17 protein-coding genes are annotated in these 15317 nt (G+C 32.7%); 8 read left to right on the forward strand and 9 right to left on the reverse strand.

Features of this window, described 5'->3' with window-relative positions; genetic code table 11:
• Positions 1-3 precede the first annotated feature (3 nt).
• The 6 genes from ABVM53_RS10420 (at position 4) to ABVM53_RS10445 (ending at position 4681) form a co-directional block, all read left to right on the forward strand.
• The gene (locus ABVM53_RS10420) at positions 4-1926 is read left to right on the forward strand and encodes an OmpA family protein (RefSeq protein WP_405325812.1); all 1923 of its coding nucleotides are present in this window, start codon (positions 4-6) and stop codon (positions 1924-1926) included.
• Positions 1927-2025: 99 nt separating this feature from the next.
• Positions 2026-2544 (forward strand): isopentenyl-diphosphate Delta-isomerase, encoded by a 519-nt coding sequence (gene idi, locus ABVM53_RS10425; RefSeq protein ID WP_371455873.1) that lies wholly within the window; start codon positions 2026-2028, stop codon positions 2542-2544.
• Positions 2541-2951 (forward strand): 6-pyruvoyl tetrahydropterin synthase family protein, encoded by a 411-nt coding sequence (locus tag ABVM53_RS10430; RefSeq protein ID WP_371455874.1) that lies wholly within the window; start codon positions 2541-2543, stop codon positions 2949-2951. The genes idi and ABVM53_RS10430 overlap by 4 nt, the downstream gene beginning before the upstream one ends.
• Before the next feature lie 5 nt (positions 2952-2956).
• Positions 2957-3400, forward strand: coding sequence for a peroxiredoxin (locus ABVM53_RS10435; protein WP_371456811.1), 444 nt, complete (start codon positions 2957-2959; stop codon positions 3398-3400).
• Positions 3401-3406: 6 nt separating this feature from the next.
• Complete coding sequence (locus ABVM53_RS10440; RefSeq protein ID WP_405325815.1) at positions 3407-4375, forward strand: type I phosphomannose isomerase catalytic subunit; 969 nt, start codon at positions 3407-3409, stop codon at positions 4373-4375.
• Positions 4376-4414: 39 nt separating this feature from the next.
• Positions 4415-4681 carry a hypothetical protein gene (locus tag ABVM53_RS10445; protein WP_405325817.1) on the forward strand — a complete coding sequence of 89 codons (267 nt, stop codon included), beginning with the start codon at positions 4415-4417 and terminating at the stop codon, positions 4679-4681.
• Between the two features lie 70 nt (positions 4682-4751).
• Here ABVM53_RS10445 and ABVM53_RS10450 read toward each other — a convergent pair whose 3' ends face one another.
• The 3 genes from ABVM53_RS10450 to ABVM53_RS10460 form a co-directional block, all read right to left on the reverse strand.
• On the reverse strand, positions 4752-5495 hold the full coding sequence (locus ABVM53_RS10450; RefSeq protein WP_405325819.1) for a DUF4369 domain-containing protein: 744 nt from the start codon (positions 5493-5495) through the stop codon (positions 4752-4754).
• Between the two features lie 170 nt (positions 5496-5665).
• A complete protein-coding gene (locus ABVM53_RS10455) occupies positions 5666-6586 on the reverse strand; it encodes an alpha/beta hydrolase (protein ID WP_405325821.1) in 921 nt (306 codons plus the stop codon).
• Complete coding sequence (locus tag ABVM53_RS10460) at positions 6583-7083, reverse strand: hypothetical protein (protein ID WP_405325823.1); 501 nt, start codon at positions 7081-7083, stop codon at positions 6583-6585. Before ABVM53_RS10460 ends, ABVM53_RS10455 begins: the two co-directional genes overlap by 4 nt.
• Positions 7084-7315: 232 nt before the next feature.
• On the opposite strand from ABVM53_RS10460, the gene ABVM53_RS10465 reads away from it, so the two are divergent.
• Positions 7316-8092 (forward strand): S1/P1 nuclease, encoded by a 777-nt coding sequence (locus ABVM53_RS10465; RefSeq protein WP_405325825.1) that lies wholly within the window; start codon positions 7316-7318, stop codon positions 8090-8092.
• A gap of 4 nt (positions 8093-8096) precedes the next feature.
• On the opposite strand, the gene ABVM53_RS10470 is transcribed toward ABVM53_RS10465, so the two are convergent.
• Positions 8097-8960, reverse strand: coding sequence for an AraC family transcriptional regulator (locus tag ABVM53_RS10470; RefSeq protein ID WP_405325827.1), 864 nt, complete (start codon positions 8958-8960; stop codon positions 8097-8099).
• A 301-nt stretch (positions 8961-9261) separates the two neighbouring features.
• Positions 9262-10140 (reverse strand): AraC family transcriptional regulator, encoded by an 879-nt coding sequence (locus ABVM53_RS10475; RefSeq protein WP_128758794.1) that lies wholly within the window; start codon positions 10138-10140, stop codon positions 9262-9264.
• A gap of 216 nt (positions 10141-10356) precedes the next feature.
• Here ABVM53_RS10475 and ABVM53_RS10480 point away from each other — a divergent pair, with 216 nt between their 5' ends.
• Complete coding sequence (locus ABVM53_RS10480; RefSeq protein WP_405325829.1) at positions 10357-10941, forward strand: T9SS type A sorting domain-containing protein; 585 nt, start codon at positions 10357-10359, stop codon at positions 10939-10941.
• A gap of 55 nt (positions 10942-10996) precedes the next feature.
• On the opposite strand, the gene ABVM53_RS10485 is transcribed toward ABVM53_RS10480, so the two are convergent.
• The 4 genes from ABVM53_RS10485 to ABVM53_RS10500 form a co-directional block, all read right to left on the reverse strand.
• Positions 10997-11359 (reverse strand): MauE/DoxX family redox-associated membrane protein, encoded by a 363-nt coding sequence (locus ABVM53_RS10485; RefSeq protein ID WP_405325831.1) that lies wholly within the window; start codon positions 11357-11359, stop codon positions 10997-10999.
• A gap of 873 nt (positions 11360-12232) precedes the next feature.
• A complete protein-coding gene (locus ABVM53_RS10490) occupies positions 12233-12850 on the reverse strand; it encodes an SET domain-containing protein (protein ID WP_405325833.1) in 618 nt (205 codons plus the stop codon).
• Between the two features lie 270 nt (positions 12851-13120).
• The gene (pncA, locus tag ABVM53_RS10495) at positions 13121-13729 is read right to left on the reverse strand and encodes a bifunctional nicotinamidase/pyrazinamidase (RefSeq protein ID WP_405325835.1); all 609 of its coding nucleotides are present in this window, start codon (positions 13727-13729) and stop codon (positions 13121-13123) included.
• Between the two features lie 45 nt (positions 13730-13774).
• Positions 13775-15175, reverse strand: coding sequence for a nicotinate phosphoribosyltransferase (locus ABVM53_RS10500; RefSeq protein WP_405325837.1), 1401 nt, complete (start codon positions 15173-15175; stop codon positions 13775-13777).
• Between the last annotated feature and the right edge of the window lie 142 nt (positions 15176-15317).

Consider the following 15317-nt stretch of genomic DNA (forward strand, 5'->3'; position numbering starts at 1 on the left):
CCCATGAATCACAAATTACTCTATACACTTATTATAATACTCACCTTTAGTTTCACTGGGAATTCTCAGGAGCGAGAAATAGCTAGCGGAACAAAGCAGTTTAATAAATATGCGTTTGTAGACTCTCAAAAGATATTTTTAAAGGTTGCAGAAGCGGGTTATGAGTCATCAGAACTTTTTAGTAAGTTGGGAGATGCATTTTACTATAATGCTGATTATTCAGAAGCCCAAACCTGGTATGATAAACTCGTAGAAAAATATCCTTCTGAAGTAACTCCTGATCAATATTTTAGATATGCTCAAGCTCTGCGAGCAAATAAAGAGTATGACAAATCGGTAGAAATGATATCTCGATATAAGGATATGATGAATGCTGAGGATGCTAATTATTACAATGGTAGTAGTGCAGAAGTTCGTACCGGTTATGTCAACGGAACATATGAGATTGAAAAACTAAACGTAAATTCAGTAGGTTATTCAGATTTTGCACCTTCATTTTATGGAGAGCAAATTTTATTCGCATCTACTAGAGATACGGGGTCAATGAGTACTCGGATTCATAAATGGAATAATCAGCCATTTTTAGATCTTTATTCTGCGAACGTAGAAAACGATGGACAAGTTAGACAGGCTACCAAGCTAAAAGGTTCTGTAAATACAGAGTTTCATGAAAGTACAGCTGTGTTATCTGCAGATGGAAACACATTGTATTTTACAAGAAATAATTTTACTAAAGATCAATACCGAAGCGATTCTAAGAGAACAAATAAATTAAAGCTTTATAAATCTAACAGAGATAAAAATGGAGAGTTTGGAGTTGCTTCAGAATTGCCTTTTAATAGTGATTCTTTCTCAACCGCACATCCTGCATTATCTCCAGATGGAAAAGTTTTATACTTTGCCTCAGATCGAGATGGTACTTTTGGAGAGTCTGATATTTGGAAAGTTACAGTCGATGAATCTGGGAATTACAGTTCGCCTGAAAATTTAGGAACATCAGTAAATACTCCAGGAAGAGAAACATTCCCTTTTGTGGATAATAACGGAAAATTATATTTCTCTACAGATGGACGCGGCGGTTTAGGTGGTCTTGATATATATAGTTTTGATTCTGAAAAAAATGAAATTACTAATTTAGGTGAGCCTATCAATAGTACCTCTGACGACTTTACATTTATTTATAATACAGAATCTGAAACTGGTTATTTTGCTTCAAACAGAGCAAACGATCCATTAGATGATGATATTTATCAATTTATCCGTACAGCGTGTGAAAGTAGAGTTACCATTCTGGTTGTTGATAAAGCGACTGGAGAACCACTCAACGAATCATTAGTTGGGGTGCGTGATTTGGATAATGAACTTTTAATTTCGGGAGAGACAGAATCTCCTAATGCAAGTTACCTATTCGAAAATCCGTCTTGCGATGCCGATTATTTTGTAAGAGCAGAAAAGGAAGGTTACAGTACTGCAGAAAAGCTGATAAATGTTCCTAAAGAATCAAGCGATGTAACTGTTGTGATTGAGCTAGAACAGGCAATAACTACTATTCCGCCAGATTTTGATTTAGGTAAGTTGATAAATCCTATTTATTTTGATTTTGACAAATCAAATATTCGTCCAGATGCGGCAGTAGAGTTAGCTAAGATTATTGAGGTATTAAAAGAATATCCAGAATTACGTATTGATGTAAGATCACATACAGATAGTCGTGGTGTTGATGCTTATAACCTATCGCTATCAGAACGACGTAATCAATCTACCATTAATTATATTATCGAGAAAGGTGGTATAGCAAAAGAGCGTTTGTCTGGAAGAGGTTATGGTGAAACAGAACTGCTGAATAAATGCAGTAATGGAGTAAAATGTAGTGAAGAAGATCATCAACTTAACCGTAGAAGTGAATTTATAGTACAAGATTATTAGTCTGTATTTTAGTATACAATAGAAAAAGCCTTCTAATTAGAAGGCTTTTTCTATTGTAGGCACCTTGAGGTATTTGTACATTTACATTCAAAAAGAACTATGAGCGAAGAACTTGTCATTCTAGTCGATGAAAATGATAAAGAAGTCGGATTAATGCCAAAAATGGAGGCGCACGAGAAAGCATTATTACATCGAGCATTTTCGGTTTTTGTATTTAATAAGAATAAAGAGTTGATGTTGCAACGTAGAGCTAGCCATAAGTACCATTCTCCGGGATTATGGACAAATACCTGTTGTAGTCATCAGCGTCAGGGAGAATCAAATATTGCTGCGGGTAAACGCAGGTTGATGGAAGAAATGGGTTTTGAGACTAATCTTGAAGAGAGCATATCTTTTATTTATAAAGCTCCATTTGATAACGGCCTTACAGAACATGAGTTTGATCATATCCTTCTAGGAAACTATGAAGATGATCCCAATTTAAACCCCGAGGAAGTATCAGAATGGAAATGGATGTCTTTATCTGATATTAATACAGATATGTTAGAAAATCCCGATATTTATACAGAATGGTTTAAAATCATATTTGATAAATTTTATACGCATATCGAACAATGAAGGTAACAGTTAAACGTAAAGCGCATTTTAATGCTGCTCACCGCCTTTTTAGAAAGGAATGGGATGCAGATAAGAACCTTGATGTTTTCGGTAAGTGTAGCCTTCCTAATTACCACGGTCATAATTACGACTTAATTGTGGCGGTTACTGGAGAAATAGATCAAGAGACTGGTTTTGTTATTGATCTAAAAATCTTAAAGGATCTTATTAAAACTGAAATAGAAGAACCATTCGACCATAAAAACCTCAATCTTGATGTTCCGGAGTTTAAACACTTAAATCCAACAGCAGAGAACATTTGTGTTGTTATTTATGATAAACTAAGAAAGAAACTGGAAGCTAAGTTTGATATTGAAATCACGCTATATGAAACTGCTCGTAACTTTGTGACCTACTCTGGAAATTAAAAATGATGCAGTTAGGAGATAAAATACCAGATTTTGAACTTGAGAACCAGTATGCTGAGCGATTTAATTCTAGTTCGTTAGAAGGCAAAGCAGCGGTTATTTATTTCTATCCAAAGGATTTTACTCCGGGGTGTACTGCAGAAGCTTGCGAATTTAGAGATAAGTATGAAGATTTTAAAGATGCTGGAGCAGAAGTTATAGGTGTAAGCTCTGATGATACAGATTCTCACGCTAAGTTTTCTAAAAAACACAATCTACCCTTTATTATGCTTTCTGATTCTCAAGGAAAATTGAGAAAAATATTTAATGTTAAGTCATCTCTTTTAGGTCTTCTGCCAGGAAGAGAAACATTTGTATTTGATAAAACAGGAAAATTAATAATGCGCTATAACAGTATAAAAAGTAAAAATCATATTACAAAAGCACTTAAAGCCCTTAATCATACCTAAAAAATTATGAGCCAAGAATTATATCCTTTTACATTTCAGCCTGTCCTAAAAGAAAAAATCTGGGGTGGAAATAAATTAAATTCTCTGTTTAATAAAGGAGAAAATACCACTTCAAAGTTAGGGGAGAGTTGGGAGATTGCAGATTTAGAAGAAGGTCAAAGTACAGTCAATAATGGTGCTCAAAAAGGAGCAGCTTTAAATGAAATTATAGCTAAAAATCCTGAAGGTCTTTTAGGAAAAAGTGTTTATGAAAGATTTGGTAAACAATTTCCTCTTCTTATAAAATTTATCGACGCAGCTAGTGATTTATCCATTCAGGTGCATCCTACAGATGAAACCTCGCCTACCGGTGTAGGTAAAACGGAAATGTGGTATATTATGCAAGCTGATCCCGGAGCTAAACTAACTGTAGGATTTAAGGAGAAAATTACGAAAGAAGATTACGACGCTCATATTGAAAATCTGAGTATAGAAGAGGTGATGAATGAACACGTCGTTTATGAGGGGGACGCATTCTTCATTAATGCAGGCCGTATACATGCAATAGGTGGAGGGGTTTTATTAGCCGAAATTCAGCAAACATCAGACGTTACTTATAGGGTATATGACTATAATCGTAAAGATGACTCTGGAAACCTAAGAGATTTACATGTTGCTGAATCAAGAGAAGTATTAGATTTTGAGCTTACTGAAGATTTTAAGTTAGATTACAATAGAGATAGCCTAAATACGGCTCAAGTTGTAAAGCATCATACTTATTTTAAGACTGATTGGGTTAAATTGAGTAATAAACCTTATTCTATAAATCGTACTGGATCGTTTACCATTATTATAGTTGTAGCAGGAAGTTTAGAGTTTTCTGGTGATGGCGAACAAGGAACTTTGGCAGCAGGAGAGACTTTATTAATACCTGCCGAAAATTCTGGTGTTGTACTGGAGTCTTCCACTTGCGAAATACTTGAGGTGTATCTTTAAGTAATAAAAATTTAGTGTACTTTTGCAAAAAATTAAATTATGGCAAATATTAGAGACCTTAAGAAAGATATAAACTTTGTTTTAGGAGATATTATAGACGCAGTATACCTTTGGGAGGCTTTAAATCCTAAAGAAGATCACGCTAAATCTGAGGCTGTTGTCGACGATGCAATCTTAACTTTTGATGAATTAATAGCTAAGGTTAACGATAATAAAGTTGAAAACAGAAGTAAACATCTTAAAGCGGTAAATGCAGAACTAGAGACTAGAGGAAGAGCGCTTATAGAGCGTGTTAATTCACTATAAATTTTCATTTATCTCATAAAAAAAGCCCCAATACAAATTAGTATTGGGGCTTTTTTTAGTTCAGACTATTTTATTCTTGAACTGTAGTAATTTGAGTTGTTTCTTCTTCTTTATCAGAGGTTTTTCGGTCTTTGATAAAGTCTTTTAAAATATCACCGTACTTCGATTTTTTAACTTTAGGTTCTAAAGAATTATAAATCGTATCTAAATACTTAACATTTGCATCAAAGATTTCGGATATGGCAAGATAAGGAGCAATCTCATGCTGTTTATTATTCATAGCAAAATTTACCGTATATAGATATTTACGTTTTGTCAAGTTTTGCAATTTCTGATCATAATAGATTATAGAATCTTCGGTTTCCTGTTTGCGTACCTCAAAACTTTTTTTAATTAAATCCAAATTTTCGTCATTGAATCGATGAATAATTTTGTTGTATTCTTCTAACTTTATTTGATTCTCTGATCCTGTTATAGCAGCCTGACTTTCAAAATTCTTAAGAGAAGTATTCAATGTCATCTCACCGGGTTCTGCAAAAAACATAATTCGATCATCGTATTCAAATGCATCCACTTTTTCTAATGTCAAATACAGAATTTGTGGTTCTTTTAGCTTTGCGTAAAATTCGAATTCTGAATCACCATTAACTATTAAGCTGTCAAGGTTAATTAAAGTTGTATCCTCTACACGCTGTAAATAAATTGTACCTTTTTTTAATCCGTTAATTTTTCCGGTAAGTACAAAATCGGCATCTCTATTACAACCTATTAGTGTTGTGAGACAAATAATTAATAAGGTAATTTTAATTCGCATTTTTTTTGGTTTGATTTGGTGCAAATATGCCTAAATTCTTTTTTAAAAACTAGAATACTTAATAATTGGCTTAATTTGAAGTTACCTGACTTTGATATGAAGTGGACTAATAAAATACTATAAATTAAAAACCCTTCACAATTATCAAATGAGGTTGATTAAAATCTTAATTAGGATTTTATAAAGGTTACTAAATGTTCAATTAGCTCTGTTGCCACAGGTCTATAGGATTCATTGTAAGACTTACTATTTTCAAGATCATCTCCTTCTATAATTTTTAATACGTGATTCATATCCTTAACGTGTATAGATTTTGCATTAGGATTAGAATTTTTTAAAATTTCACCTTCTTTTTCATTTACCTGTAGATCTTTAGAGCCGTTAACAAGTAATATAGGAATGGATAGTTTTGATAATTCGACTGCAGGATCATAGCGCATCCAAGTTTTCATAAATGGTTGAACAGAAGGTCTAAAAATTGAAACTAAACCAATATTGAATTTTTCGGATTTACCTTTTTGCTTTAGATCTGTAAAAGCTTGTGTGGCATTATCTACAAGACCAGGAGCTTGTAGAGCCAATTGATCAACAATAACTTTATCAATAGTTTGACCGGCACCGGCAATGCAAACCAGCATATCCACGTCTCTCTTCTGTGCAGCTAATGTTGCTATTAAAGCTCCTTGACTATGACCTACAAGTATAATCGTTGAGAAACCTTTAGTATTAAAATAATCTATAACTGCAATTGCATCATTTACAAAATCATCAAAACTTATTTTTTCTTCAACAAGAGCATTTTGTTGTATAAGTGCAAAAATACGTTTGTCATACCTAAAAGTAGCAATACCATCATTTGATAAGCCTTGAGCTAATTTTTTTAGGCTATTATTCTGAGAGGTGCGTTGATTCCCATTACGATCTGTAGGACCAGAACCACCTATAATTATAGCAATAGTGTCTTGTGCATTTTTGGGCTGCAAAAGGGTTCCGTTAACAAATGTATTTATGCGTACATCAGATTCTATTATCTCTTGACCTTGAGCAAATTTTCCAATGAAGATAGCGATGATAAAAACTACAATTTTCATTTAGAACTTATATTTATAGGAATATTATACTGCTTAAGTATTGCTATTATTTTATCGGGATGCTGTGTTCCTAGTAACAATTCATTTCCATCTTGAAATACAAGCTGTATACCGCGATTTCCTTTTGTTGTTAGCGCTTTACGCTTTGTAAATGAAATACGATATCCCCAACCGCCGTACTCTCTAATAGGGTTGTATTTACGCACGGTTGCAGATTTTATTTCTGCCCAGGATCTAAATCGTGATTTTATATGAAAAGGAACAAAACGATAGGTGACACCAGTTTCATCAAAAGTAGTTTCTAGTTTAAAAATATACCAGAAACCTATAAAGAGACCAAGAATTACTAAAATACTTAGAATCACAGAAGCCAATTCAAATCTTGATAAAATGAGCGTGTCATAATCCATCACTAACGGACTAATGGCGATACATAAAATTACAATCAATAGTAATCTTAACCACCATTGATCAAAGCGTTGTATCTCTTTAAACATATTGATATTTATTTGACTTCATAAATTTATAGTGTGTGGTAAAGTTATTACTAAAAATGGGGATCACTAATTTATAAAACGTAAGTTAAACTTAAATGTTATTAAGTAAAATGACACTGGCAAATTTTATATATCTAAAAATCAGCTTTATAATATTCGATTGATAATTTGAAGAAACGTACCTCGATATTTATGTAGAGAATCGCTTAGATTTGCAAAAAAAAATCATCTAATGAGACATCTTTACATTGTATTAATTTTTATTGGTTTAAGTACAAATATCTTAAGTGCAAATGATTGGGGAAGAACTGGTCACCGTGCGACGGCTGCTGTGGCAGAGCGCTATTTGACGTCTAAAACTAAAAAAGAAATTAAGAAGTTATTAGGATCAGACAATCTGGTAACCGTATCTACATATGCTGATGATATTAAGAGTTATGAGGAATATAGAAAATATAGCTCTTGGCATTATGTAAATATAGCTCCAGGATTAACGTATTTTGAAGATATAAAGAACCCGGAAGGAGATCTTATACAAGGAATTAATAAATGTAAAGTAGTTTTACTCTCTGAGGATGCTTCAAACGAGGACAAGACATTTTATTTAAAATTACTCATTCATTTTATAGGAGATCTACATCAACCGCTTCACCTTGGTAACGCAGCAGATAAAGGAGGTAATGATTTTCAAGTGCGGTGGTTTAATGACGGTACAAATCTTCACTCACTGTGGGATAGTAAAATGATTGATAGCTACGGAATGTCTTATTCTGAGTTGGCATCAAATTTTGGATCTGTAACTAAGGCAGAACAGAAAAATTTAACCCAAGGTACTCTTATTGATTGGGTAAATGAAGGTCAAGATTTAGCAAAAGAAGTATATGCATCTGCAGAAATAGGAGAAAAGCTAAGTTACCGTTACCAGGCAGATAACTTTAAAACAGTGCAAGAGCAAATTAAAAAAGGGGGAGTACGTCTTGCAGCTGTCTTAAATGAATTATTTAACTAATCAATTACTTGTCTGCAGTTAAGGAGTCTTTGTACTGCTTAGGGGTTTTTTCACAGTATTTTTTAAAGATCCGTGTGAGGTGACTTTCATCTGTAAAGCCTAGTTGGTTAGCAATTTGAGAAACTGTGAAATTTGAATTTCCCAATCTGTCTTTAGCTATTCCTAATTTGTACAATAGGATATAGTTGTGAAGTGAATTTCCAGTTTCTTTCTTGAAATAATTACTTAAAGTACTGCTTGTAATTTTAAAATGCTTAGCTATAGTCGAGATTTTTAGTAGTCGAGAATCATAGATATTGTAACGGATGTAAGCATAGATCTCCTCGATGCGATTTGACTTAGCCGGTGCTCTAATAATCTTATTTTCTGGATTTGCTTCTGTGATATTTCGGGCTATAACACTTAATGCTGTACTAACCATATTTGCAATTATGTGCAAATAATATTGTTCCTTATTATTATTTTCCTTTCTAATAAAGAATACTATTCTCCAGATTAAGTCACGGTCTTCGGTATTATTCATTGCATCCTTAAAAACCCGTTTAGGATGATTTAATATAAACTCGCTTCGTCTTAACCAATATTGTCTATCTGGAAAGCTGATTTTACTTGAAAGTAGTAGCTGCGTAAATTTATATATGACGAAAGTTGTGGTCTCGTGAATCTTAACATCGAGCACCTCGTCTTTACTTAGGACAAATAGATCTCTCGCTTTGTAAGTGTGTGTCTTTCCATTTAATAGTATTTTACCACTGCCATCTTCAATGAAAATAATTTCAAAATAGAAATCTTGTTTGGGTTGACTATCCCATCGCGATGTTGTAAAACGTTGTATAAGAAATATATCCTGGAGATTCAATTGAGTCATAATTGGTAAAATTTGTTTTTTGCATATGTATGATAGGGGTCTAAGGGATTTATACTTTTAATTTATGATAATTAATATGAATTCCATAGGAAGAATTCAATTTAATAGAGAAATTAGATTGGATCTTGATAAAGTGATTTTATCGACGGAAAAAGTAGAAGTATCAAACAACTTTTAGAAGATAACAGATCATTTCAATATATAGCAAATTTAACTAAAATATTGATAATTAGAAAGTTGTAAAAAAAATAATTAGAAATTAGGTGTTTTTTAGTTGAAGCCGCTAGTTAGTAAACTGAATTTATGAAATTATAAATTTAAGCTCATTTCGGTAGGTGGAAGGCGTTTTGCCGGTAAACTTTTTGAATTGTTTATTAAAATGGCTGAAATTGTTGAAGCCACTCTCAAAGCAAACATCAGTGATGCTAATAGGTTTCTCGTGTAGTAATTTTGCAGCGTGAACGAGCCTATATTCATTAACGAATTGTGTGAATGTTTTGCCAGTTATTTTTTTAAAATAACGACAAAAGGCGGGAACGGTCATACTTACTAATTCTGCGATTTCCTCAAGAGCAATTTGTCTTTTAAATTGCTCTTTGACAAAATTAAATATCACATTAATTCTATTATTATCTTGTAATTCTGTCTCCAGAATAAAACCCTGGGCATTTAATACGGTATAATTTTCAGCAGCCTCTAGAAGTTTAAGGATTTCTAAGAGTCCTGTAAGTCTGTCATAATTAGAAGCGCTTCTAAGTTCTTCGATTTTAGAACCTACAAGTCTTTTTACATCCCCGTGAAATACAATACCCATTTTGGCGCGTTCAAAAAGGGCTTTAATACTTCTCATCTCAGGAATATCAAAAAAAGATTCTCCTAAAAAATCTGGTCGCATTTGGATAACTGTTTCCTGCTCGTAATTATTGAGAGAATCTGTAAAACCACAATGAGGTAAATTAGAACCTATGAGAATTAATTCACCATTTCGGTAATAGGAAATATGACTACCTACTTGTCTTTTTCCTGTGCCACCCTTTACGTAAACTAGTTCTAATTCAGGATGATAATGCCAAAAAGTATGACTATTATTCTCATTATTTTCGTCGTAAGTCCTGCAAGAAAAGGAACTTCCAAAACCGGGCTCTATTTTTTCGAATGCAGGTTTTGCAGACTTAATCATATTCTTAGTATTGATTAATTATAAATATAAACAACAAGTTAGCTTAAGTTCAATGCTAAATTGACCTTAATATGTATAATTTTCGCAAAATAGCAATATAAACTATTTGTAAGGGTAAGATAGTACATAAATAGGTTTAGTTGCTTCTATTTTTGAGTCTATGATGTGCATACATTTGTAATGTGAAATTTTTTATAAATCACAAAACCCAAAACTATGAAGACAACTATTAAAACTTTGGTATTGGCATTAGTTCTAGCTGTAAGCTTTAACATGAATGCCGCAGATGGAATTGCAGTTACAATAAATGAAAACTTTATTGTTAAAGTAGAATATACAAATGCAATAGAGGGAGCTCAGATTTATTTAGAGGATTCTAGAGGGCAAAAGTTATTCAAAGAATTTGCAGGTAAAAATGCTAACGATTATAAAACGTTAAGTCTTGAGGCATTACCTACTGGTAAGTATTATCTTGTTTATGAAGATGACTATGCGAAGTCATACACATCTATTAATAAGAAAAATACAGGTCTAGATATCGTAAGTGATGAGGCAAGAACAATTTTTAAGCCTAATTACAGAATACAAGACGACATCATATTAATTTCTTTTACAAATCCTAAAGAAGTTAAAACTACAACACGTGTTTATGATGAAAATGGGGAGGTTATTGAATCTATTACAGATAGAAATCTTGTTGTAAAGCAAGCATTAAATCTCTCAGGTTTAAAAAATGGAACTTACTTAGTGGGTATAACTATAGGTCAGGACTATTTCTCAAAAGAGATTGAAATAAATTAATCTACACATCTAAACTTTTATATAGTAAAGCCCTCAATTGAGGGCTTTATTTATTTTATAAGGCTAGATAAATATACGCCCAATACATCAAGCCGAACTGTAAAATAACTCTACCCCATAAAACCCATTTAGGTAGATTGAGGCCTGCTTTAGCAGAAGACAGCATATAAAAGTGAACAAGTAGAAAAATAGCCAGCATAACTATGATAGACCATATTGCATAATCTTTGGTGACTGCAAAGCATAAACCCACACCTAGAATAATCTCCGCTAACCCGCTTAGATAAACTAACAATTTTGGACTTGGTAAGTATCTAGGCATTATGCGTAAATAGGCCTTTGGTTTGATGAAATGCATAAAACCTGCAATGATATACATTGCGGCCATTAAGTAAAGATGCCAGGGATATATACTCATATTCAAATTTGCTTGAGATTAATTGAATTCTATTAATACGTGAAGCAATTTAGTCATTTAGAATTCGCTTGGTCACTATTAAGCACGATCTTAATTCTGAAAATATCAAGATTTGAAGTCTATGTGTTTAATATGATTTACAAATTTCCCATACATCTCTGCATCTACTGACTTTGGTGAAATCCAAATTTTATCTTTTTTTCCTACTATTATAAGATCTCCCTGATTATTATGTTTAAACCCTTTTAATGAGTTTAGAGGTATTCGGGTGTTCCTAAGTATGCAATATTTAATAAAATGAGTTTTTGTTAATGCAAGATAAGGATGAGTACGCAGGTAGTAGAACTTGCTAAAGTAATAAATAGACAGTACAAGCATAAGTAGGTCAAACCAACTAAATGTTGAATAGCGAACGATCCTAAATATTACAAATATTAGCCAAATAATAGCAATTGCTAATGTAATGAGTGTAGTGTTCTTTTTATTTGCCAGTTCCATCTTTCCCAGTTGTTGATAAACAATAAGTAGGGGATGTTTGATTAATGATACTTCGAGATGTCTTAAAAAGATGTCGTTTCATAATTGATAATTGTAATAAATTTTGATTTCATTGGGGTGATTTCAAACTATTAAAATGCATAAATATCATCATACCTGATATTTAGATTATTGGCTGGCAATATAATACTCCAGATTGAATTTTTTTTACAGAATGCTATAATTATTAGTATTTAATTAAAATTTTATTATTTGTAGCTATATAAGTCAGGTATAACTTGATTTTTTAAAGTCAATTAAAATATTATTTAGCAATAAGAAAATTCTTTAAATCATTAAAAATCCCGAATAGATCGGGATTTTATAGTGGATACATTAATCAATAATTAGCTGATGATTTATGAGATTACTGGGATTATAATAATTTTCAGCGATTGAGGCCATTTCTATTTTTCTTGATTTAATAAGATTTATAGTATTCCAAACTTCTTTAGAGAGTAATGATCCTAATGGCTGCTCAACTTCTAGAATATCATCAAATACTGCTTTTACTTGCTCATCCCATTGTGATGCATAATTTAGTAAATCATCGGGATAAACAGTTTTGCGGGTTGTACCTTCATCTATTCCTGTGAATGGTTCGGTTACATTTAAATAACCATAATCGTCTGTGAGTTGCTCACCAGGATGAATATCCCGTATAGCTATTTCAAAATCATATGCAGTGCTCAAACAATTACTTTTGAAACTGTGATTTACAAATCTTCCGTTATCCCAGCAGAGCACTAGATTACCTAGTTTATTTCTATAACTGTATGTTTCTAGAATATTCTGATATAATGGATCTAACTTATCAAATTCACCAGGTGTAAACTCTCGATCTAGACGATCTAAAGCCCAGGTTATAGTGCCGGCAGGGATAATTTTTGTAGCAACAACGCCGTGACCGATAATTTCATTAATGAAACGTATTTCAGTGTGTGGATGTATCATAAAAGCATTTAAAATTAGATAGTTTCAAAACTTCAATAAATTGCTTTCAGTGATATAAGTCAATAAAAGCAAACTAATTTAAATACTTTTTTCATTTAAATTTCATAATTCTTTGTTACCAAAAGAATTTAAATATTATTAATAAATACCTGAAATATAGTGTTATACAGTATTTATTAATTAAATGCGTTTATTGATAGTGAAATATTCAAATTTTTTAATCGTATACTAAATGAGTATTATTAAAAATTAACCCTTAGCTAGAAAACTTTAGAATTTTTCTTCAGCATATTTAATTCTTCCGCCGCCGGCGATAATTTGTTTTTTCATTTCCTCAAAGTTATTGTCATCTATAGCTCTCGTCGCATCTTCATATAAGGTAACCTTAAAGCCTTCCGCCAGGGCATCTAAGGCAGAATATGAAACACAATAGTCTGCTGCGAGTCCACAGAAATAAAGAGATGTAACTCCTTTACCTTTTAAATAGCCAGAAAGACCTGTAGATTTTTTATGAGCATTGTCATAAAACCCACTATAACTATCAATTTTGGAATCTGTACCTTTTCTAAAAATAGCTTCTATTCGAGATACATTTAAATGGGGGTGAAAGTCTGCGCCACTCGTTGTTTGAATACAATGTACCGGCCATAAAACTTGTTGTATACCACCTAGGTTTATCTGTTCAAATTCAGATTTGCCAGTATGATTTTCTGCAAAACTTGAATGATTATCTGGATGCCAATCTTGGGTTGCAATAACAAGATCAAATTTTTCTTGCAAACTATTAACAAGCGGAATTATTTGATCTCCTCCGGGGACAGCGAGTGAACCACCTGGCATAAAATCATTTTGCATATCAATAATTATCAGTGCTTTCATTCCGTTTTATATGAATTAGACTTTGGTTTATTTTAAAGGTCACATTTATCTTTTGTGTTCTGCGATGAGCTTATCACGTTCTTGTTTTAATCTATCGCTTATACCCACTTTATATATATGCGGATTATCAAAACGTTTGTATTCTTCAGGAAGTTCAGAGAGCTTTTCTTTAGTGTAAGAAGCAATTTCTTGTATCGTTCTTATTTTATTAATACGCTTCCCATCTTCCATCACTGGTTTTAGCATCGGCTCTTGGCTAAGCGACTTTATAGTTAGATTTTTGAAAGGTTCTACAGGGTGATTCATACGTTCTACATGATGTTCATCTGCTATAGCTATCGCATCTGCACCTATTAAAACTCCTTCACTATTTTTAATTCGATAAACCTGTTTTTTAAAAGGTAGAGTCACTTTAGATATACTTTCTGAAATTTTTATGCGGGGTTTACCATTGGCGTAAGACAATTTATAGACTCCGTCAAGAGCTCCATCAGGTTTGCCAATTACTAGATTTGTGCCTACACCATATATATCTATTGGGGCTTTTTGGTTTTGTAAACTTTGAATCACATATTCGTCAAGCTGGTTTGAAGCAGCAATCTGTACATAAGACAAATTTGCATCATCCAGCATGGCTCTTGACTTTTTAGATAAATAGGCAAGGTCGCCACTATCGAGACGTATGGCTAATAATTTTTGACCTCGGCTTTCCATTTCTTTGGCCACTTTAATGGCATTAGGAACACCACTTTTAAGCGTGTCATACGTATCTACTAATAAAACACAATTAGAAGGTCTGTTTTCTGCAAAATCTCTAAATGCCGTGAGTTCATCATCATAACTTTGCACAAAAGCATGTGCCATTGTACCACTAATTTTTATGTCAAAGTCTCTTCCTGTAATAACATTACTGCTGCCGTCAAACCCACCAATTATTGCTGCGCGAGACGCATAATAACCACCTGGGCCTTGTGCACGTCGCAAACCAAAATCAAGTAAAGTTTTATCTCCTGCAACTTGTCTAATTCTACTGGCTTTAGTAGCAATTAAAGTTTGAAAGTTAAGGGTGTTTAATAATATAGTTTCTATTATTTGTGCCTCGATAAGATTTGCTTCTACCTGAAGAATAGGTGCTGTACCAAATACAATTTCACCTTCTGCCATTGATGTTATTTTTCCGCGAAAGCGAAAATCTTTTAAATAGTTTAAAAATTCATCTTCAAAATCAAGTGTTTTCAAATATGCCAGATCCTCTTTAGAAAATCGCAATTCTTCTATAATTGTAAGGAGTTCTTCTAAACCTGCAAAAACAGCATATCCACCTTTAAACGGAAGTGTTCTAAAATAATAATCAAATGTTGCTTCCTGGTTTTGTTTTTTATTGAAATAAACCTGCGCCATACTCAATTGGTAGAGGTCTGTGTAGGTTGCGGTGTATTGAAACATAATAAGTATTTAGTCTATGTGAATTTACTAATAAACCGATTAAGGCTTTGCAATTGAGGGTTAAAGAAACGTTAGAAAACCGTAGCTATAAAAAAAGCCACTCAAAACGAGTGGCTCTTAATATTTAAGTTAGGATTTAAGA

The sequence above is a fragment of the Leeuwenhoekiella sp. LLG6367-2.1 genome (assembly GCF_045055775.1).
GTDB classification, from domain to species: domain Bacteria; phylum Bacteroidota; class Bacteroidia; order Flavobacteriales; family Flavobacteriaceae; genus Leeuwenhoekiella; species Leeuwenhoekiella aequorea.